General features: G+C 52.4%; 21 protein-coding genes. 3 read left to right on the top strand and 18 right to left on the bottom strand.

What is annotated here, in order from left to right; all coding sequences use genetic code 11:
• Positions 1-59: 59 nt before the first annotated feature.
• Both MJ257_RS07790 and MJ257_RS07795 read right to left on the bottom strand, forming a co-directional pair.
• Complete coding sequence (locus MJ257_RS07790) at positions 60-839, bottom strand: hypothetical protein (protein ID WP_240268702.1); 780 nt, start codon at positions 837-839, stop codon at positions 60-62.
• A gap of 149 nt (positions 840-988) precedes the next feature.
• Positions 989-1,558, bottom strand: coding sequence for an RNA polymerase sigma factor (locus MJ257_RS07795; protein ID WP_240268703.1), 570 nt, complete (start codon positions 1,556-1,558; stop codon positions 989-991).
• A gap of 192 nt (positions 1,559-1,750) precedes the next feature.
• Here MJ257_RS07795 and MJ257_RS07800 point away from each other — a divergent pair, with 192 nt between their 5' ends.
• Positions 1,751-2,257: a DUF3231 family protein gene (locus MJ257_RS07800; protein WP_240268704.1), complete on the top strand. Its 507-nt coding sequence runs from the start codon at positions 1,751-1,753 to the stop codon at positions 2,255-2,257.
• A 34-nt stretch (positions 2,258-2,291) separates the two neighbouring features.
• Here MJ257_RS07800 and MJ257_RS07805 read toward each other — a convergent pair whose 3' ends face one another.
• Positions 2,292-2,987, bottom strand: coding sequence for a 2-phosphosulfolactate phosphatase (locus tag MJ257_RS07805; protein WP_240268705.1), 696 nt, complete (start codon positions 2,985-2,987; stop codon positions 2,292-2,294).
• A gap of 145 nt (positions 2,988-3,132) precedes the next feature.
• On the opposite strand from MJ257_RS07805, the gene MJ257_RS07810 reads away from it, so the two are divergent.
• Entirely contained in the window at positions 3,133-4,443 is a 1,311-nt protein-coding gene (locus tag MJ257_RS07810) for an MFS transporter (protein WP_240268706.1), read from the top strand.
• A 110-nt stretch (positions 4,444-4,553) separates the two neighbouring features.
• Positions 4,554-5,417 (top strand): phosphosulfolactate synthase, encoded by an 864-nt coding sequence (gene comA / locus MJ257_RS07815; RefSeq protein ID WP_240268707.1) that lies wholly within the window; start codon positions 4,554-4,556, stop codon positions 5,415-5,417.
• A 60-nt stretch (positions 5,418-5,477) separates the two neighbouring features.
• On the opposite strand, the gene MJ257_RS07820 is transcribed toward comA, so the two are convergent.
• The 15 genes from MJ257_RS07820 to MJ257_RS07890 form a co-directional block, all read right to left on the bottom strand.
• Positions 5,478-5,768, bottom strand: a complete 291-nt coding sequence (locus MJ257_RS07820; protein ID WP_308193170.1) for a hemerythrin domain-containing protein — start codon at positions 5,766-5,768, stop codon at positions 5,478-5,480.
• A gap of 164 nt (positions 5,769-5,932) precedes the next feature.
• Positions 5,933-7,435: a nitrate/nitrite transporter gene (locus tag MJ257_RS07825; RefSeq protein WP_240268709.1), complete on the bottom strand. Its 1,503-nt coding sequence runs from the start codon at positions 7,433-7,435 to the stop codon at positions 5,933-5,935.
• 193 nt (positions 7,436-7,628) lie between these two features.
• The gene (locus MJ257_RS07830; protein WP_240268710.1) at positions 7,629-8,147 is read right to left on the bottom strand and encodes a hemerythrin domain-containing protein; all 519 of its coding nucleotides are present in this window, start codon (positions 8,145-8,147) and stop codon (positions 7,629-7,631) included.
• A gap of 14 nt (positions 8,148-8,161) precedes the next feature.
• On the bottom strand, positions 8,162-8,809 hold the full coding sequence (locus MJ257_RS07835; protein WP_240268711.1) for a response regulator: 648 nt from the start codon (positions 8,807-8,809) through the stop codon (positions 8,162-8,164).
• Between the two features lie 56 nt (positions 8,810-8,865).
• Positions 8,866-9,927: a sensor histidine kinase gene (locus tag MJ257_RS07840; protein WP_240268712.1), complete on the bottom strand. Its 1,062-nt coding sequence runs from the start codon at positions 9,925-9,927 to the stop codon at positions 8,866-8,868.
• Positions 9,924-10,382 carry a GAF domain-containing protein gene (locus MJ257_RS07845; RefSeq protein WP_240268713.1) on the bottom strand — a complete coding sequence of 153 codons (459 nt, stop codon included), beginning with the start codon at positions 10,380-10,382 and terminating at the stop codon, positions 9,924-9,926. The genes MJ257_RS07840 and MJ257_RS07845 overlap by 4 nt, the downstream gene beginning before the upstream one ends.
• A 28-nt stretch (positions 10,383-10,410) precedes the next feature.
• Positions 10,411-11,109, bottom strand: coding sequence for a respiratory nitrate reductase subunit gamma (gene narI, locus MJ257_RS07850; protein ID WP_240268714.1), 699 nt, complete (start codon positions 11,107-11,109; stop codon positions 10,411-10,413).
• Positions 11,096-11,671: a nitrate reductase molybdenum cofactor assembly chaperone gene (gene narJ, locus MJ257_RS07855; RefSeq protein WP_240268715.1), complete on the bottom strand. Its 576-nt coding sequence runs from the start codon at positions 11,669-11,671 to the stop codon at positions 11,096-11,098. The genes narI and narJ overlap by 14 nt, the downstream gene beginning before the upstream one ends.
• A complete protein-coding gene (gene narH / locus MJ257_RS07860) occupies positions 11,664-13,211 on the bottom strand; it encodes a nitrate reductase subunit beta (protein WP_240268716.1) in 1,548 nt (515 codons plus the stop codon). The genes narJ and narH overlap by 8 nt, the downstream gene beginning before the upstream one ends.
• Entirely contained in the window at positions 13,201-16,878 is a 3,678-nt protein-coding gene (locus MJ257_RS07865) for a nitrate reductase subunit alpha (RefSeq protein WP_240268717.1), read from the bottom strand. Before MJ257_RS07865 ends, narH begins: the two co-directional genes overlap by 11 nt.
• A 291-nt stretch (positions 16,879-17,169) precedes the next feature.
• Positions 17,170-18,087, bottom strand: a complete 918-nt coding sequence (locus tag MJ257_RS07870; protein ID WP_240268718.1) for an alpha/beta hydrolase — start codon at positions 18,085-18,087, stop codon at positions 17,170-17,172.
• Positions 18,088-18,243: 156 nt separating this feature from the next.
• Entirely contained in the window at positions 18,244-18,684 is a 441-nt protein-coding gene (locus tag MJ257_RS07875; RefSeq protein WP_240268757.1) for an Rrf2 family transcriptional regulator, read from the bottom strand.
• Positions 18,685-18,777: 93 nt separating this feature from the next.
• Positions 18,778-19,257, bottom strand: coding sequence for a GNAT family N-acetyltransferase (locus tag MJ257_RS07880; RefSeq protein WP_240268719.1), 480 nt, complete (start codon positions 19,255-19,257; stop codon positions 18,778-18,780).
• 18 nt (positions 19,258-19,275) lie between these two features.
• Positions 19,276-19,674 (bottom strand): NUDIX hydrolase, encoded by a 399-nt coding sequence (locus MJ257_RS07885; RefSeq protein WP_240268720.1) that lies wholly within the window; start codon positions 19,672-19,674, stop codon positions 19,276-19,278.
• A 26-nt stretch (positions 19,675-19,700) separates the two neighbouring features.
• Positions 19,701-20,186, bottom strand: coding sequence for a DMT family transporter (locus tag MJ257_RS07890; RefSeq protein WP_240268721.1), 486 nt, complete (start codon positions 20,184-20,186; stop codon positions 19,701-19,703).
• Positions 20,187-20,192 lie beyond the last annotated feature (6 nt).

The raw sequence follows: 20,192 nt of genomic DNA on the forward strand, positions 1-20,192 counted from the left end.
TTTCTCCTTCACCTCAATCTACTAAGTATAGACGGCGAAACTTGAAGAAAGTTACGATCCTACAATCCCTTTCGAATCAATTCTCCGGCAAGACGGAGCAACTCTTCCTTCGAAAGCTCATGTCCACCATAGGTGGTTAACATATAATAAGCGTCCTGCTCCTCATTGTACCAACTAAGGTAGTGATAGCTCACTTCTTTCCGATCTACCTCGTTGTATATCACCGTTCGATTTTCCACCTGGACCGATTCCGTACGATTCTCAGGCTCCTGGAATACGGTCATATCCCCCCCATGCAATAGGTTCGCACTTAAGCCGATATGGGCCGTGCCCGAAGTATACACGCCATAGACGAAAGCCGCCTCTGTCCATGGAACAGCTCGGCTAAACACCCGCTGCTCCTTTGCTTTCTCTGCTTCTGTTCTAAGCTCACCCAAGACCCTTTGATAAAAGGGGGACGTATTCAGTTGCTGAGAGGTTGGATAATGAGGTGAAACCGTCCCATACTCGAGCGGATAACCGGCAACGGTTTCCGGCAAATGTGGTACACCTGTTCGTTTTATTTCGTTCAGAAACGCCGAATACGATGTCCAACGCTTTTCTTTATAAGCGAACTGCAAACGGGCTGTATCTAATGCCTCCACTCTCGAGGCGTCTTTCACATAGTAAGCGATAAGCTCCCCAGGCTCTGCCTTCTTCAGTGCTTGCTGCTCGAAGTTATTGTTCGACACAGGTTCCGTTTGACGTTCCGGTGCCGCATACTGAACTTTGACTTTTCCCGCCGCATTTCGGATTTGAATAAACTCCGAGGTGGCATATGCGGTGACGGAAATCAGCATTAGCGTGAGCAGCCCGGCAACTGCCCCCGTTGGACTCAGAAGCCTCCAGACTAACCGTTTTCGGCCCGGCTTCTCTCCCCGAATCCGTTGCATAACCCGCTGTGTTACCTCGATTTGCGGAAGCGCGTCTATTCGGCTTGCGGCTTGGATCAAGCTTTCGAATTCATTACGTTCTCCGTCTCGTGACATCCCATTTCCTCCTTCTCCTGTTTCAGGGTCAAAGCCGTTTGGAGCTTACGTTGAATTCGCTTCATTCGTTTATGTAACGCATTAGGGCTGACCAACAAGATTTCACTGATTTCAGCAAAAGAACGCTGCTCCATTACGCGCAGAACCACCATGTTTCTTTCCTCCGGCGTTAATTGCTTCAAAGCTTGTTCAATCGGGTAACTGTATAACTGCCCTACGATCTCCTGCTCTACACTTGCTGTGGTCAGGTCCGGCTTGAACAGCCTTAGCCATTGGCGATGCAGACGTTCTTTCCGAAGAAGGTTATAACAATGGTTCATCGCGATCCGGTACAGCCACGCGGAGAAACTGACTTGTGGCTTGTAGCTGTGAATGGAGCGGTAAGCCTTCACAAAAATATCCTGAACCGCATCCTCCGCATCGTAACGATTACCAAGTAGTCGGCAGCAATAACGAAAGATCTGCTGCTGGAAATGATCCACGATCAACGCAAACCGTTCCCTGTCCCCATGTTGAACACGGACAATCACCGTTTCAATGTGATTTGCATCTCGTTCTAGTTCCCGTTCCGTTTCGAACACCTCCATGCTCTTTCTACACTATATAACAAATCTGTTTCTGTAAAAGTGCCTCAAGAACACAAACAATTTCAACATACAACCCAAGAATGGGAGACATAATACGGACGGCAAGCAAATTGACAAAGCAAAGGAGATTTCTTCATGGGTGTGTTGGACGGCAATCCGAAGCATGAGCCGTTGCATTACGGCGAAATATTTACGATATGGGAAAGCTCGATGGCGGCCAAAATGATTTTGTCCTGCTATCAGCTGTTTACGTACCATGCCGGCGACAAGGATTTGAAGGAGATTCTGAAGGATTTGATGGATCAGGCGAAACTGGAAATCAAAGAACTGGACAAGCTGTTAACGGATAACGGGATCCTTCCATCCCCGATGCTACCGGAACGGCCGGAAGCGAAACTGGAGGATATCCCGCCGGGCGCCAGATTTGCCGATGCGGAAATCGGGGCGAAGATTGCCATGGACACTGCCGCATCCTTGACCGGCTGCAGCGGAGCGATGGGGTTGTCGATCCGGGAAGACATCGGTGCGTTGTTCGCTAAATACCATGCGACCAAAACCGCACTGGCTTTAAGAATTTTGCGCATGAGCAAAGACAAAGGCTGGCTCGTTCCACCGCCGCTGCTAGTCAAAAAACCGGAGTAGAAAACACAAAGGGAGAATCCGCGGCGATTCTCCCTTAGTTTACCTCTTCCCGCTCAATGACCGGAATCCCGCCGCGGGTAACCACCTTCATCACAAAGCCGGTAGACCGTTCCCTTAAGCAAAACTCCATATCTTCAGGCAAAAACGCCGGTTGTCCTGGATCGAAAAACTTAGCCGCTGCTTCCGACCCGCGTATTCGCTCTAAGGTTTGCGCCGCTGTGGGACTTCCGTCTCCTCGTAATATCCCGGCAATATATTCCGCGCAGGCCAGATCATCGTCGCCCGTCGGATGCGAGGCGACCAGATGCAACCTAGGTTCGGGGCTGGCGCTAGGGATCCGGCTTTTGATCCAGCTTGCCGTTGTGGCCGCATTGGAAAACCCCGTAACGAAAACCTGCTTGGCATTTAAGGAATTCAAAGTGGCTTCCACGCCGTTGGTTGTTTTTTGGATCAGCGTTTTCCCGGCCAGGTTAGCTTGCGTAATCCGAGCAGGCGAATTGTCCAAATCAAAGCCCGGAATGGGCAAGCCTTTGATTTCTCCCGCCAACAAATGATCCGGATGATCCCGTTTAAAACGGAATGCCTCTTCCAGCGAACCGGCCAAAATAATCCTTTGCGCTCCCTGAATAAAAGCGTAATGTGCCACCGTAAACGCACGGATCACATCGATCACCACATGGATCTCCGCATCCGCCAGCCGGTGGTTATTCCCCTGTACGATTTGGATCATGTTTCCCCTACCCTTCTGCTTTGAACATTACCAGCTTATGCCCGATGGGTAGGAGCCCGTGCAAATGGATGAATACCCGGTTTCCTATTGACAGATAATGAACGTATTCTTTGTGTTCCGAATTCAACATTGAGGAGCTAAACCGATGAATAACACCAAAACGCGGAAAAGGCTGCAGATTACCTTCCAGAGTGACATTTCCTTGCCTGAGGAGGAATCGGACGAACGGTCCGAGCCAAAAGCGGAAACCTCGGAGAAAAGCGGTTCTAAAGGGCGGATATGGGAGTTTATTGCCATTGCTACGATCCCCATCGTGCTTGTGTTCGGCAATTCGATGCTGGTGCCAGTGCTTCCGGAAATGCAAAGGCAGCTGGAAATCAGTAAATTTCAAAGCAGCTTGATCATTTCGATTTTCTCTTTGGCGGCAGGCGTGTTCATCCCGGTGATCGGTTACCTATCCGACCGGTTTGGGCGGAAGAAAATCATTATCCCTGCGTTGATCGTCTACGGAGGTGCCGGGATCTTGGCCGGGTTTGGCGCCATTTGGAACTCCTATGCCGTCATTATTACGGCCCGGGCCATTCAAGGCATGGCAGCGGCGGGAACGGCGCCGATAGCGATGGCACTGGTTGGCGATTTATACAAAGGTGGAACGGAAAGTAAAGCTCTGGGATTGATCGAAGCGTCAAACGGCGTCGGCAAAGTGCTAAGCCCGATCATCGGGTCCTTGCTGGTGCTGATTGTTTGGTATGCTTCCTTTTTCGCGTTCCCCGTGTTTTGCGCTTTATCGCTGCTGGCCGTCCTGTTTCTGATCAAGGAATCCAAGCACGGCGAAAAACAGCCGCTTAAGTCGTACATTCATAAAATCGGCCAAATCTTCCGTGAAAAAGGAAGCTGGCTGATCACCTCCTTTTTCGCCGGTTCATTGGGACTTTTCATTTTATTCGGGGTTCTGTTTTACTTGTCCAATACTTTGGAAGAGGCTCCCTACCATATCGACGGCGTTCTTAAGGGCGCGGTTCTGGCGATCCCCCTGCTCGGCATGGTCATCACTTCCTATACGACGGGAAGCTTGATCAAGAAAAAAGGCCTGCTGATGCGTTGGTTGATGAACATCGGACTGGTGATGATGACGCTGGCCCTGGCCGCGACGATCTTCTTCTTTAAGAACATCTATGTCTTTATCGGTTTGCTGACGGTCAGCAGCGTCGGAACCGGCTTGCTACTGCCTTGCTTAAATACGATAGTCACCGGATCGGTGCAAAAAAGCGAACGCGGCATGATCACCTCGCTGTACAACAGCCTGCGTTTTTTAGGCGTCGCTTTTGGACCGCCCCTATTCGGGTGGATGATGGACATTTCCGACCGCGTCGTGTTTATCACCGTGTCCTGCTTGTCTTTGGTCACGTTGGGGCTGGTCTTTTTCCTAATCAAGCCTCCTCGCCAAATCAACTGATCCTTCACCATAATTTGTTAATTATTGGGCACCGGCCGCGATGGATTCGCATATGATGCCTATGTCATCGGTGAAACGATAAGTTAATAAGGAAACGAGGAGATTCCAGTATGAAGAGTACCTTACGTTCCGTATGGCCTGCCGAGTTATTTGATCCGAGCGGACTACGTCAGAGCATCGAGCCGGAAGGAAGCTTGCCGGAGCTGCAGGTTACCGGGCCCGGCCTAACGATGGTGATCGATAAAGGACTCGGGCGGACCGCCTTCATGGATTTTATTGAACTGGCCGCGGGTTACGTAAATTGCATCAAATTCGGTTTCGGCACGGCCCCGCTCTACAGCACGGAGCTGTTGATGTACAAGATCAACCTTGCCAAGCAGCAAGGCATTATGGTCATGCCAGGCGGAACGCTGCTGGAAACGGCGGTTCAACAGGATGTTGTCTCGGACTTCTTCAACACCATTTGCCGGCTGGGCTTTAACGGCATCGAGGTGTCCGACGGCACGATCGAACTGCCTCGCAAGCGCCGCACGGAATTGATCCAGGAAGGCAAAAGCCGAGGCCTGCGCGTCGTCACCGAATTTGGCAAGAAATTATCCGGTTCGTTGATCGATGCCACGCATTTGGCGGAGACCCAGGAAGCCGATCTCGAAGCCGGTGCCGAGCTGATGACCGTGGAAGCGCGCGAATCCGGAATGGGCGTCGGCATTTTCGATGAGCAGGGCGAATGCCGCCAGGATATATTGGACAATATCCTCAAATTTGTCCCCGATACGACAAGGCTGATGTGGGAAGCTCCGCTGAAGCACCAGCAAGTGCTGCTGCTGCGGAAGTTCGGCGCCGGCGTCCATTTGGGCAATATCCAGCCGCAGGACATTCTGTCGCTCGAAACGATGCGGCGGGGGCTCCGTCAAGACACGTTCGAGTTCGGCATCCGCCAGAAGGCGTCCGAAGAGTGCATTTATGTCATTTAGTCCTCATGAAAAAAGCGATTAAACAGTCCTGCTGTTTAATCGCTTTATCTTTTTTCCGAGTCAGAACAACAACCGTTCCTCCTCTTGGCTATGAATTGCATTGATCTCCAGCAAAGCATACAGCTTATGCAGAATGTCCTTACTGAATCCACCAGTCTCCCGCATTTGGTGGACGTTCTTCACCATGATTCTCATGAGCTCATGATCCCGTTTCAATTGCAGAACCGTTTCCTCCAGATTCGGATTCTTCTCGGCAACTTCCTGATAAAAACCGTCCTCTTCCGCATCCGCGTGACTCAGAATTCGCGACTCCCAGTATTCCAGCAATTCTGCCGTTGCCTGATCTGCCAACTCCAGGTTCCCGCTTGCGTACAAACTTTCGACTTCCTCCGTCTTCGAACGGGCTCCTGCTAAACCTCCGGCGTGAATAGCCTGATGAGCGTGTCGTTGCCGTAATGATGGACCAACCGGCATGCTTCTCCCCTCCCCTTTAAGCTAGTAGAACGTGACGCTTCTTAATTTTTCGTTTTTCCTTCCGGAAGCTCGGAGAACGTCCCGACGTAGCGGATATCTTCTCCCGTTTCGTCCCTTACGGCGCTGATGTTCAGCCACTGCAAATAGATTTCTCCGTTTTTGCGCTTGTTCCATATTTCACCCTGCCACATGCCGGTTTCTTTAATGCTCTTCCACATGCGCACATAGAAATCGGGGGCTTGTCGATCCGTTCGCAGAATATTGGGCTTCTGCCCGACTGCCTCCTCTTCGCCGAATCCCGTCACCGCGGTAAACGCCGGGTTCACCGCTACAATGGTTCCTTTGGGATCCGTCACCAGAATTCCCTGCGCCGTCGTGTTGAATACTTCCGAGGACAAGCTCAGCTTGTCGGAATAGATCATCCAGAGCACGAGAATCAAGCTGGCCAGGGCCACCTGCGACAACAGCATAAACCCGATGGAATATTGACCGGTCACCGAGTGGATATAGGACAGCAGCAGCGGCGGGAAGAATCCGCCCAAGCCTCCCATCATCGATACGATGCCGTTTACGATCCCCGCCTGCTTGTTGAAATACTGCGGGACCAGCTTGAAGATGACCCCGTTACCGGCCCCGGCAACCATCGCGATCACCAAACAACCGATCGTATACAAAGTAAACGTCGGAGAGAAAGCCAATACGATCGCCGCCAACGTGAAGCCCGAAAAGACAACGATCAATAACATCAAGGCGTTGAACCGGTCCGCCAGCCAACCGCCGACCGGGCGCATAAACGTCGCCAGAGCGATGAATCCGGCCGTGCGCATTCCCGCATCCACCTTGGTCAGCTCAAAGTTCGTCACCAGAAAATTCGGCAAATAAACGGTGAATGCGACAAACGATCCGAACGTAATAAAATACAGCAGCGAGAACAACCAGAGCTTTTCATTTTTGTACACGCCCTTGATTTGTTCCATCAAAGCGGTTTTCACTTTCGGCTCTTTACGGTCGCCGAAGAAGAGATTCAGCGCCGCAAAAACCAGCAGAAGAATCAAATACAGCTTAACGGTCGCCGACCAGCCGATTTGCGTCGCAACGACCGGCGCGGAGAACGAAGTGACCGCGGTCCCGAGATTCCCGAGACCATACACGCCGTTAACCAAACCGTGACGCTCCTTCGGATAATATTTCGGCAATGAGGTGACGCCCACGGAAAACACGGCCCCGCCGATGCCAAGAAACAATCCGCCGATGATCAGATCCACGTAGGAGTTCGCTTCGCTGATATAATACACCGGAAACAGCAGCAAGATAAAGCTGATCAAGAAAACGATTCGCGCCCCAAAGATATTGGCGTAATACCCAAGCGGTATACGCAGGACCGAGCCCAATACGACAGGGATCGCCGTAATGATCGCGACCTTATCGGCCGGGATCTGGATATCCTCGCCCATAAAAGATACGAGGGACGAGATAATGACCCAAACGGCAAAGCCCACAATCAGATTTAACGTTTGCAGCGGCAATTGAACTTTTTTCATCAATATCGATCACCTTTTCCAAAATGACTTCTGAATGACCATCGATTTCCCCACCCGTATTTTAGCCGATCCGGTTCGGCGGTCTGAATAGGGTTTTCCCCTGATTGTTCCGGGAAACTCCCTACTCGGCCGATTTGGACACAAAAAAGCCCATAAGCACCGTTTGATGTTTATGGGCTGCTCATTGAATGGGAAACTATTCAACAATCAGGGTGTAAAGCTCCTTATTCAACTGCTCTTGTTCTGCCGGTTTCATGACCTGCCCGGTCATCGGAAACAATACGGTTTCTTCTTTGACGAAATGCACGGTCAGTATTTCAAATGCTTCGCCCGCATCCCGGGACAAGGCCTTCATTTCCTCCAGCGAAAACTCGCCGCCCGCATAATGGAGGAAATGGTCGATGTAAGCGAAGATTTCCTCGTGTTCCTGTTCGATCGATACGATCGGGCCTTGGTCATACCCTATATGCTTCCCCAATCGCGGGAAAAAATAAGTCTCTTCTTTATGAAAATGCCTGCGCAAAGGCGCTTTAAAATCATTCAACAGCTTACGCAGACGGTCGAATTGCGGCTTCGCCCGGTCCACGGTGTAACGATCGTTTTGGAAGTCCAGCACGATGGCATGCCATTCGTCCATTAAACTCGCCAAATACCGATGCTCGTTCTCCAAAATACGCATGGCAGGCAATTCGCTCAGCAGTGTTCCTTGTTCCATGTTCCCAGCCTCCGTTAAAAATCCAGCAGCTTTTTCTTAATGGCGTATTCCACCAGTTCAGGTCTTGATTTCAAATTGAGCTTTTCCATGATTTTGGCTTTATGCGCCTCTACCGTTTTCACGGAAATATGCAGCATTTCGGCAATCTCTTTATTGCCATACCCTTTAGCGACAAGCGGCAGGATCTCGATCTCGCGGGTGGACAGCAGCTGGTAGGGATTGCTCTCATCCGCTTGCTGATCATGGCTTACGAATTCACGGACAAGGGAAGAAGCCAGCTTCGGATGGATATAGACCCCGCCTTGATGCACCATGCGAATGGCCGAAACGAGCTGTTCATCCGGAGAATTCTTCAGAACATACCCGCGCGCGCCTTTCTTAAGCACATGAAATAGATACTCCTCGTCATCGTGCATCGTCAGGATAATGATATGGGTCTCGGGAAAATCCTCGTGGATTTTAGCCGTTGCAATCAAGCCGCTTTCTCCCGGAGGCATGCTGAGATCCATCAGCAAAATGTCTGGGCGGTGTTTAGCCACCATTTTGTAGGCTTCAATCCCGTCCGCAGCTGTCGCCACGACTTCCATATCCTCTTGAAAATTAATGATCATTGCAAACCCGCTCCGGACGACGGCGTGATCATCCGCGATTACTACCTTCACAGAACCTTCCCCCTTGCCCTCGAAAGTTAACCCTACCTACTGGGCGCTATGGCCGTCTAAAGAGAGAACGCTCCGAACGGAACTCGCAAATGGACCGTTGTGCCTTCCCCCCGTTTAGAGTTAATGGAGATTTCACCGCCTACGAGCTCGGCTCGCTCTTTCATCCCATAGATACCAAGTCCGGTTCCCTTCGGATCGTTCGTATTCACGTCGAATCCGTTCCTCTGATCGGAAACAATGAGCTCCAGCAAATGCGTCGAGGCAAACAGACGCACGTTAATCTCGTCAATATCGGCATATTTCAAGGCATTAAGTACCGATTCCTGGCATACTCGATAAACGACCGTTTCCACTTCACTGTTAAATCGCTGACCCCCGAGCTCCGCAACAAATCGTACCAGCACGCCATAGTTTTTCTCAATCCATTTGAAATGAGAACGGAAGGCTGCGTCAAGGCCGAGATCATCCAGAGAAGCTGGACGCAGCTCCACCGACAGGTTGCGGATTTGCTCCAGCAACCGGGTGAGCGAGGCTTCGGTTTGCTGGATTTTTTGCAGCGCTTCTTCTTGTACGTTCAAATATTTGAGCACGCGCAGATCCACCAACGAGCTAATCAACTCTTGAGCTACGCTGTCGTGCAGCTCACGGGAGATCCGCTTGCGCTCGTCTTCCTGGGCCTTAATGACGCTCTTCATCATGGTGTTCTGATTGAGCAACTGCTGCGTCATAAGTTGATTCGTCAAGTCGCGGAGAGTAAGCACCCGGATACCCTCCGCCGCATCTACGGTTTGAAAGCTGGCGGAGAACGGCACCACGCCTTTGGTTTTCGTCTCAAGATATAGCTGGAAGGAGCTGAAATCCTTCTCCGTATTGGATAGATAGCAATTTAGACAAGACATCGGTTCTTCTTCACTGGTGTAGCCCCGGCAAGAGAAGCAAAACGAATTGCTGTCCGGTCCGGCTGGTTCCTCCAGCACTCGGCGGTCCAGAAGACGTTCGGCCCGGGAATTCATCGCCATGACCCGATGGCCGGCATCAAAGAAAATGATGGCATCGGAGCTGTGTTCAAATTGTTTTTGAAGCAGCTCGATCGGTATATTCAAGGATGAAGGATTCATGGGTTCAGCTCCTTGATTTCAAAATCGCCAAACCTGCCTTGAAGCCATTCATACAACCGGCGTAACTCTTCGTGCGACATCCGCTTCTCTCCACGATAACCGGCCAAGAGCACACCTTCAACCCGATCCGTCAAATACAAGGGGATCGCCGCCAAGCTGGTTAACCGTTCCGAAATTAAAATCGGGTAATTGTACATTTCTTGGGGTTTGAGCCCGTCGGCGACATTTGCAACCAGCATGGGACTGCCGGTTTTGAATACGATACCGGCAATCCCTTTACCTGACTGGAGGACGATGCGTTTATATCGATTGTTCAAGTTGCCCGAGGCATACTTCCAGGTAAGGACGAAATCATTAACGGCCGACTCGGCAAAAGCCAGCGACACGAAGTCATACCCCATCTGTTCTCTTAATTGATCGATGAGTACCTGGTAGCAACTGGAGGTTGGATTCATGTATTCGTCTCCCTAAACTTCAAAATCCTTAACGTCCCGCAGTATGCGAGCGATTCTTCCTATAAAGGATATAGCTTCTCCGGGCATAATTCAAGGGCACGCTCCAGACATGGACGAGACGAGTAAACGGCCACAAGGCAAAGATCAGAAACCCCGCCAAAATGTGGATTTGAAACGAAATCGGCACCTCTGCCATATATGAGGCTTCCGGCCGGAAGATAAGCAGATTGCGGAACCAGATGGAAATCGTCTCCCGATAATCAAAATCCGGCTGCACATTATTCGTGACCAGCGTGGAGAACATCCCCATAAATACGATGAACAGCAGCAATCCGTTCACGATCATGTCTGAGGCGGAGCTTAGGCGGCGCACGTTTTTCATGGTCAACCGGCGCATCGTTAAGATCAGCATCCCGGCAAATGTAATCACGCCGAACAATCCTCCGCCATACATGGCACCGAGATGATACATATGCTCGTTGACGCCAAGAGCAGCCATCCACTCCTTCGGAATGCCCAATCCCGCCACATGACCCATGATGACCGGGATAATTCCGATGTGGAACAACATGCTGCCTAGCATCAACCGTTTTTTCTCGATAAATTCGCTGGATTTGGCCGTCCAATTAAACTGGTCGTAGCGGTAGCGGAAAATATGCCCTACCACGAACGTAGCCACGCATAAATACGGGAAAATGACCCATAGAAATTGCTCAAACAGACTCATGAACCTTCACCTCCTGTGACAAGCACAACTTAAACGTTTCCCGGAGGGCCTTGATGAGCTCATAATAAGGGTTCCCCTTCTTCTCCAGCGATTTCATCAACTGGTACGTGCCATCCTCCAGAATCGTTAACACCGTAAACATCCCTGTCTCGCTATGCGGATGTCCCAGCCACTCCGCTGCAGACAAGAATTCCAGCATCAGCGGCAGGAAATCCGGCAATTCCCGGTCGATCATTTCCATGCCGAACATTTCGTAAACCGCTTTGAGTGAGGTAAGCAACTGACCGCGATCTTTGGAATCCTCGTATTTAAAAAAAGTCATGTACAGCGTTGACGACTTTTCAAAATCAAACGTATCCACGTAAAGCTCCTCGATCTCTTCCATGCTGAGCGCAAGCATTTGCTCCCGATATTTCGTTACCGGCTCTATCACCGTCGATGGCAGCACCTCTTCCCCGCTCTCACGAATCAATGCGAACGTCTCCTTATCGGGGTAGACGAGCTGTCCGGCAAAAAAGCCGAACAACTCGCGATGTTCATCCAGTTTCGCCAGATCAATCACGCCAGATCCCCCCGTAGAAGTTTTGTTCGTACAGATCCCGGCCACTCTTTCCGTTATTAGCCGGAATTGGAGTTGCCGGGCCGCAGCCGTCGCAATCCATACCGAAACCTTCGGTGCCTTGGGCCCGGTACGGATCCATGTATCCTTCCTTATGCGAAGTCGGGATCACAAAGCGGTCCTCGTATTTCGCAATGGCCAGCAAGCGGTACATTTCTTCGATCTGCTGAGCGGTCAGTCCCACGCGGGCCAAGCGTTTTTCGTCAAACGGCTTTTTGGAGAATTGCGCACGTTGGTATTGACGCATCATCGCCATACGTTGCAGGGCTATTTTGACGGTCGAAGTATCTCCTGCGGTCAGGAGATTGGCCAGATACTGAACCGGCGTTCTCATTTCTTCAATTGCCGGGAAGATCAGGTCCGGATTCTGAATCGAATCCTTGCCTTCAAAATGGCTCATGATCGGGCTGAGCGGCGGTACATACCAGACCATCGGCAGCGTGCGGTATTCCGGATGAAGCGGGAATGCCAGCTTGTATTCGATCGCCAGTTTATAAACCGGCGAGTTTTGAGCCGCTTCGATCCATTCCTCGGACAAGCCGTCTTTGCGGGCTTGCTCAATCACTTTCGGATCATGCGGATCGAGGAATAAGCCAAGTTGCGCTTCGTACAAATCCTTCTCGTCCGGCGTCGAAGCCGCTTCTTGCACCCGATCTGCGTCATATAACAATACGCCAAGGTAGCGAATCCGGCCGGTACATGTCTCGGAGCACACCGTTGGAAGTCCCGCTTCGATTCTCGGGAAGCAGAACGTACATTTTTCGGCTTTGTTCGTCTTCCAATTGAAGTAGACCTTCTTGTAAGGGCAACCCGTCATACAGTAACGCCAGCCGCGGCAAGCCTCTTGGTCGACAAGGACAATTCCGTCCTCATCGCGCTTGTAGATCGCGCCGGATGGACAGGAGGCCACGCAGCTTGGATTCAAGCAATGCTCGCATAACCGGGGCAAGTACATCATAAACGACTGCTCGAAATTGAATTTGATTTCCTCTTCGATCTTCTCGATGTTCGGATCCTTGGGTCCGGTAATGTGGCCGCCGGCCAGATCGTCTTCCCAGTTCGGCCCCCAGTCCAGGTCCATCTTGTCGCCGGTGACGGCCGATTTGGGCCGGGCAACGGGTTGATGCTTCTTCTCCCCCGAATTCGTCAGCTTCTCGTAATCATACGTCCAGGGTTCGTAATAATCTTTCATTTCCGGCATGTCCGGGTTATAGAAAATTTTGCCGAGAGCAATCTTCGACAGCTTGCTGCCGGACTTCAGCTCCAGCTTGCCGTTACGCAGCGTCCAGCCGCCCTTGTAATGCTCCTGGTCCTCCCACCGTTTCGGGTAACCGATGCCCGGTTTCGTTTCGACGTTGTTGAACCACATATATTCGGCGCCTTCCCGGTTCGTCCAGGTGCTCTTACAGGTCACGCTGCAAGTGTGGCAGCCGATGCATTTGTCCAAGTTGAGCACCATGGCGATTTGCGCTTTAATCTTCAAGCCAGTCGACCTCCTTCAGTTTGCGCACGGCAACGTAGACATCACGCTGGTTGCCGATCGGTCCGTAGTAGTTGAAGCCGTAACTGAGTTGGGCATAACCCCCGACGAGTTGCGTCGGCTTCAAGTGAATTCGCGTCGGAGCATTATGGCTGCCGCCTCGCTCTCCCGTGATTTCCGAACCCGGTACGTTAATGTGTTTATCCTGGGCATGGTACATAAACATCGTACCCCTCGGCATCCGGTGGCTGACCACCGCTCTGGCCGTTACGACGCCGTTACGGTTATAGACCTCCAGCCAGTCGTTATCGTTAATTTGGTGCGCTTCCGCATCCTCGTTGCTGATCCACACGGTTGGACCGCCCCGGAACAAGGTCAACATGTGCAGATTATCCTGGTACGTGCTGTGGATGTTCCACTTGCCGTGCGGCGTTAAATAACGCAATACCAGCGCATCTTTGCCACCCTCAACCTGCTTGTCTCGCGGACCAAACACCATCGGCGGCAATGTCGGTTTGTAGACTGGCAGCGCCTCCCCGAACTGCAGGAAGATTTGGTGATCCAGATAAAAATGCTGGCGTCCGGTTAACGTCCGGAACGGCACTAACCGTTCGATGTTGGTCGTAAACGGCGAATACCGGCGTCCCGATTTGTTCGAGCCGCTAAATACCGGCGTCGGAATGACCTCCCGCGGCTGCGCGGTAATGTTCGCGAACGTGATCCGTTCGGCAGCTCGGTCGGCGGAAATATCCTTTAATTCTACGCCCGTATCCTGTTCCGCGGATTCCCAGGCGCGTTGGGACACTTTCCCATTCGTAGCCGAAGACAAATGCAATACTGCATTGGCCGCTTGTCTCGCCGTACGCAGCTTCGGTCGGCCGTTTTTGATCGTGTCATCGATATAAGAGCCATTGATCTTCTTCAAATCCTCATACTCTTCCTTGACGGAGAACGAGACTCCATGTGCGCCAACCTTGCCGGTTTCCAGGTTCGGTCCAAGCGTAATGTATTTGTCGTAGATCTTCGTATAATCGCGTTCGACCACGGTAAAGCCGGGCATCGTTTTGCCGAGGACCGGCTTCGTTTCCCCGCGCTTCCAATCCTTTACTTCCCCATACGGCTGAGCGATTTCCGCCATGGAATCATGTCCAAGCGGCGAGGTGACCAGGTCTTTGTATACGCCCGGCATATGCTCCTTGGCCATCTCGGACAGGACGCTGGCGAGCGTCCGGTAGATATCCCAGTCGGTGCGCGACTCCCACAACGGATCGATCGCCGGGTTGAACGGATGCACGAACGGGTGCATGTCGGTAGAGGAGATATCCACCTTCTCGTACCAGGTTGCCGCCGGGAGAACGATATCGGCATACATCGGTGTCGCCGTCATCCGGAAATCGAGCGCTACAAGCAGATCCAGCTTGCCTTCCACCTCATCGCGCCAGACGATTTCTTCCGGCTTTTCCTCTTCGTTCGGGTTGGACAACAACCCGTTATGCGTGCCCAGCAAATGCTTCATGAAGAACTCTTGCCCTTTGGCAGAGCTGGAGATCAGATTCGAGCGCCAGACGAACAGCGAACGCGGGAAGTTCTCCGGCGCATCCGGATCCTCCACAGCGAACTTCGCATCACCGGAGATCACTTGCTCGTATGCGTGCTGGATGATCTCGGCGTTGTCCGTCTTGCCCTGAGCAGCCGCTTCTTCGGCGAAGGCTAGGCTGCTCTTGTTGAACTGCGGATACGATGGCAGCCAGCCCAGTCGAGCTGCCAGTACATTGTAATCCGCCGGATGACGGTACGGGATATCCCCGCCGGTTGGCGATTTCAACGATTCCGCGCTCATCTCCTCGTATTTCCATTGGTCGGTGGCAAAATAGAAGAACGAAGTCGCGTTTTGCAGCCGCGCCGGCGCTTGCCAGTCGCGGGCGAAAGCGATGGTCGACCAGCCTTCGATCGGCCGGCATTTCTCTTGTCCGACGTAGTGAGCCCAACCGCCGCCGTTAACCCCCTGCGAAGCCGTCAGCATCACCAAGTTCAGGATCGAGCGGTAGATCGTATCGCTGTTGAACCAGTGGTTGATCCCGGCGCCCATAATGATCATTGAACGACCGCCTGTGTCCAGTGCGTTCTGCGCAAACTCGCGAGCGATTTGCACCACGAGCGACGCTTTGACACCGGTGATTCGCTCTTGCCAAGCTGGAGTGTAATGCGACTCTGCGTCATCATACCCTTTGGATGTATGGGTGCTGCCCGGACGGGTTACTCCGTATTGGCTAAGCATCAAATCGTGAACCGTTGCGGCCAAACGGGTTGATCCGTCGGCCAAAGTTACGGTTTTGGCCGGAATCGACCGGGTAAACGTACCGTTGCCGTCAGCGTCAAAGTAAGGGAATACAATCTCTGTCCATTCCCCGCCGTGCGGCTCGACCGACAAAGCCGGCTCGATCCGGCTTCCGTCTTCTCGATCGAGGATCAGGTTCCACTTGACGTCCTTCTCCCACCGTTGGCCCATCGTTCCGTTCGGTACGACCAGTTCTCCGGCCGCTTCGTCATAAATAACCGGCTTCCATTCGGCATGCTCCGATGCTTGCCCCAAATCGCTTGCCCGCAAGAACCGGCCGGCTTTATAGCTGCCTTCGTGCGGATCCAGCAAAATCAGGAACGGCATGTCCGTGTATTGTTTGGCGTAGTTCAAGAACATCGGTTCCTGGCGCTGTACATAAAATTCGTCCAGGATGACATGCGTCATCGCTTGAGCCACCGCGGCATCCGTCCCCGGATGCGGAGCCAGCCAGTTGTCGGCAAATTTCACGTTCTCCGCATGGTCCGGCGCTACGGACACCACCTTCGTCCCTTTATAGCGAACCTCGGTCATGAAATGAGCATCCGGCGTCCGCGTCAGCGGAACGTTGGAGCCCCACATGATCAGGTATCCAGCGTTGTACCAATCGGATGACTCCGGCACATCGGTTTGTTCGCCCCAAATTTGCGGCGAAGCCGGCGGCAGGTCGGCGTACCAATCGTAGAAACTGAGCATCTCGCCGCCTAGCAAGGAGATGAACCGCGCGCCCGAAGCGTAGCTGATCATCGACATGGCCGGAATCGGGGTAAACCCGGCAATCCGGTCCGGCCCGTATTTCTTAATGGTATAAAGCAATTGCGCGGAGATTAGCTGCGTAGCTTCTTCCCAGGTGACGCGCACATGGCCGCCTTTGCCGCGCGCCTGCTTATACGATTGCGCCGCTTCCGGGTTCTCCACGATACTGGCCCAGGCCTCCAGGGGATTACCGTGATGTTTGGTCATCGCCTCGCGCCACAGGCGCAGCAGCCGGCCGCGCATATAAGGGTATTTCACCCGTAAAGGGCTGTATTCATACCACGAGAACGACGCCCCCCGCGGGCAACCCCGGGGTTCGAACTCCGGCATGTCCGGCCCGCAGGACGGATAATCGATTTGTTGGTTTTCCCAGGTGATGATGCCGTTCTTCACAAAGACTTTCCAACTGCAGGAACCCGTGCAGTTCACGCCATGCGTCGTCCGCACCACTTTATCGTGCGACCAGCGGCCGCGGTACATATTCTCCCATTCCCGGCTTTTCTCTTCGATTTTCGTCCAATTTCCCGAAATCGTCTCCGGTTTCTTAAAAAAGCTAAGTCCTGATCTTCGTTTCACGGAAGCGTTCACTCCTTCATCGCTCAAATGAATGCCTTTGACGGGGAATCAATGGTATTCGAGCTTCTGATTCCATTATGGAACGGTACGCTTCCGCTTCCCATCAGGGAATTCCCTTAGGTTAGCCGCGAGCACCCTAAATGAAGAGCTAACTACTGCGAACTGCCGTTGCGAAAGATAAAATCCATAAGGTTTTTCCCGGCGCATCCCTTCCTGCATTATTAAAAAGAGCATTGCCAAATTCATTGGCAATGCTCTTCAATCGCTGACGCGCAGCAAGCAGAGGCTGCTTTATTTCCGCATTTGTTGCAAATGCTCATCGAAGAAAGCGTGCACCACATCAAGTGTATGGGATTGCGTAAACCCGAAATGCCCGGCGCCCTTGATTTTGCATAGGGATACCTGATGTCCCGCCTCCCTCATCGCTTTATAGAATTCGAGGCTTTGCTCGTAAGGCACTACATCATCCGTATCCCCATGCATGATCAGGATGGGCGGAACTTTGGAAGCGGACGCTGCATAGCTCATCGGGCTCGCTCGTCTGGCCAGCTCCTTATGCTCCTGAATCGCGCCCCCCACCAATTTGGATTCCGGCGAATGAGGCGAGTCGTGATCGAAGACGGACGGATATTGGCTCATCGTTAAAAAGTCGGTTGGGCCAAACCAATCCACGATGGCCTGCACACGGCTGGATTGTTCCCGGTGCTCCCTTGCTCCGGTAAATTCCTCTACTTCCTCCGTCAATCCCAGCATAAGCGCCAAGTGCCCTCCCGAGGAATCCCCCCAAACTCCGATCCGCTGCGGATCGATGTTGAAGTCGCTGGCATGGGCCTTCAGATAACGCACGGCCGCCTTGACATCCTGAATCTGTGCCGGGAAAACAGCGGTACCGCTGCCCCGATACTCCACGCTAGCCACGACGTAGCCTCGTTTGGCGAACGCCGCCAATTGTGGAAGGAAGGCGAATGTATCCTGCTTCGACCAGCCCCAGCCGCAGCCTTGCAAATAAATGATCAGCGGATAAGTTTCCTTGTTCCCCTCCCGATGAAACAATGCGTCCATGGGATCGCGAAGCACCAGTAAATTTAACGTCAACGAAGTGCCTTCAACCTTGGAAAATTCAATGTTAGGGATAAGCTGCACGTAAGAATGAATCCCCGGCCGCCACTCCAGCTCATGGATCTCCGTTTCGATATTGGGTTTTGTCATATTCATTCGCTCCTTTAGACAGATATTCTTTTACTTAGGTAGCGTTGTAATGATTATCATTACAACTAGAATAGAGGTAATCCTCTCATTCTTATCAACACGCATCATCAATCGCCGTTTCGTTGTAACACCTTTCATTACAACGACTCCAAAAAATTATGCCTCCGAGGAAGCATTCTTTTTTTGAGCGATCAGCTCGGTTATCTCCTGGATGGAAATCTCCTTTAGGATCGTTTCCATAGCGGCTTGCGCTTTGGACAAAATCAAATCGAGTACTTGATTGATGTTGGCGCCTACCCAGCAGTTGGGATTGGGGTTCTCGTGCGCATGAAACAGCTTTCCTTTGCCTACCGCTTCTACCGCCTGATATACATCGTATAGCGTGATGTCTCCCGCTTCTCGGGTTAGATAAGCGCCGCCCGTACCGCGTCTGACATCGATCAGCCCGGATTTCTTGAGCGCTCTGCTGATCTGCCGAATAATCACGGGATTCGTATTGACGCTGTCGGCGATTTGTTCGGACGTCAGATGGTTGGTGCGAACCTGAATCAACGCTAACATATGTACGGCTATCGTGAACCGGCTGCTGATTTGCATCATTTGAACCCCTTTCGTTGTAATCATTATACTTACAACCCGAAAGTAAATCAATAGATTTTTTCGTCTCCAAATTAATCGGCGGATGCCGTTCTAACTCCTTAATAGAACCTTAATATACCAAGCATCGCAGGCGAAATGCTCCGAGCCGGCCAGCGGCGCTTGCAGTTTCCGGAAGCCGTGTTTTTGGTAAAAACGGTTTGCCGCCTCCATCGTCTGCAGCGTCTCCAGATAACATTGCTCGTAATGACGCGTGGCGAAATCCAAGCAGGTCTCCAGCAAACGGGCCGCAATGCCTGTCCCGCGGATTTCGGCCCGCAGATACATTTTCTGCAGCTCGCACACTTCACCGGAATCGGCAAACGGGGCAATCCCCGCACCTCCAAGCACCCGGCCGTCCTGCTCCACGACCCAATAGGCTCTTCCTTCCGGTTCATAATAGCGGGACAGCGCGCTAAGGCTGTCGTCCTGCCAAGCCAGCCCTTCCCGGTTCCCGCCGAACTCGATCAGGCAATCGCGGATCACGGCTTCAATCGCCGCGTTGTCTTTCGCTTGCAAAGGTCTAATGATCATCGGTAGCCCTTCCTTCCGTCACAGCACATTCATCTCATGCAGCTGGTCGAAAATCATCCGGCTGATCAGCGACGTGCGCTCGCGTTCCGCGTAGCTGAGCCACGCCATTTCCTCGATTTCGGAGGCCGGATGAAGTTCGCCTTCAACATCGGCAAAATAGCAGGTCATTCGAACGAGCACGCCCTCCGGTTTGCCGTCGGCTTGAGCTTCGAACGTCGCAAAATATTTGATCGTATCCGGCTTGACGGTAACGGACAACTCCTCTTGAACTTCCCGCAGCAGGGTTTCGCGATCGGACTCGCCCGGATCTCTCTTGCCGCCCGGGACATAAAACAGTTCCTTCCCCTTGGAACGCACGTTTAACATGCGCCCGTCCCGCAGGCAAATCCAGGCGATTTTATCGATGTTTCCTTCCATATCTAGCGCCTCCTCACTTCATTCCCTTAATTCAAGGCTTCCCTCTTCCGAACGGAGCTTTCCTCGCTCTCGCGTCCCCCGCCCAACTTAAACACGAAAATACCGCCGACAATGACCAGCACGCCGATCAGTTGATGAAGCGTAAACGGCACCTTCTGTAAGCCGAGCCAGCCCAGAGCATCAAACAACAAGGCGAAACCAAGCTCCGAAGTCATGACGATGGCTACGGCGTAGGTTGGCCCCAGCAGCTTTACCCCCTGTACCATGCAAGTGACGACGCCCACCCCGATCAAACCGCTGAACCAAAACCACGTCTGCATCCCGCGCAGAGACGTAAACATCCCTCCGCCTTCGATCGCCAAACCGATCGCGAAGGAAGCGGCAAACCCTAGGCCCAGCACCAGCATCGTTGTCGTCCAGTTCCCCGTCTGCTCATTCACCTTCGTATTAAACACGTTTTGCATCCCGACCAACGCTCCGGCGGTCAGTGCAAACAAGATTCCCAATAACACGGTTCA

It is taken from the genome of Paenibacillus timonensis (assembly GCF_022427145.1).
In the GTDB taxonomy this organism is placed as follows: Bacteria; Bacillota; Bacilli; order Paenibacillales; family Paenibacillaceae; genus Fontibacillus; species Fontibacillus timonensis.

Bases quoted from the DNA above. Each gene is read 5' to 3' on its own strand.
- MJ257_RS07790 (WP_240268702.1), bottom strand. From the start codon at position 839: ATGCTGATTTCCGTCACCGCATATGCCACCTCGGAGTTTATTCAAATC.
- MJ257_RS07800 (WP_240268704.1), top strand. From the start codon at position 1,751: ATGGGTGTGTTGGACGGCAATCCGAAGCATGAGCCGTTGCATTACGGC.
- MJ257_RS07805 (WP_240268705.1), bottom strand. From the start codon at position 2,987: ATGATCCAAATCGTACAGGGGAATAACCACCGGCTGGCGGATGCGGAG.
- MJ257_RS07810 (WP_240268706.1), top strand. From the start codon at position 3,133: ATGAATAACACCAAAACGCGGAAAAGGCTGCAGATTACCTTCCAGAGT.
- comA (WP_240268707.1), top strand. From the start codon at position 4,554: ATGAAGAGTACCTTACGTTCCGTATGGCCTGCCGAGTTATTTGATCCG.
- MJ257_RS07830 (WP_240268710.1), bottom strand. From the start codon at position 8,147: ATGGAACAAGGAACACTGCTGAGCGAATTGCCTGCCATGCGTATTTTG.
- MJ257_RS07840 (WP_240268712.1), bottom strand. From the start codon at position 9,927: ATGAATCCTTCATCCTTGAATATACCGATCGAGCTGCTTCAAAAACAA.
- MJ257_RS07845 (WP_240268713.1), bottom strand. From the start codon at position 10,382: ATGAATCCAACCTCCAGTTGCTACCAGGTACTCATCGATCAATTAAGA.
- narI (WP_240268714.1), bottom strand. From the start codon at position 11,109: ATGAGTCTGTTTGAGCAATTTCTATGGGTCATTTTCCCGTATTTATGC.
- MJ257_RS07870 (WP_240268718.1), bottom strand. From the start codon at position 18,087: ATGACAAAACCCAATATCGAAACGGAGATCCATGAGCTGGAGTGGCGG.
- MJ257_RS07875 (WP_240268757.1), bottom strand. From the start codon at position 18,684: ATGCAAATCAGCAGCCGGTTCACGATAGCCGTACATATGTTAGCGTTG.
- MJ257_RS07880 (WP_240268719.1), bottom strand. From the start codon at position 19,257: ATGATCATTAGACCTTTGCAAGCGAAAGACAACGCGGCGATTGAAGCC.
- MJ257_RS07885 (WP_240268720.1), bottom strand. From the start codon at position 19,674: ATGGAAGGAAACATCGATAAAATCGCCTGGATTTGCCTGCGGGACGGG.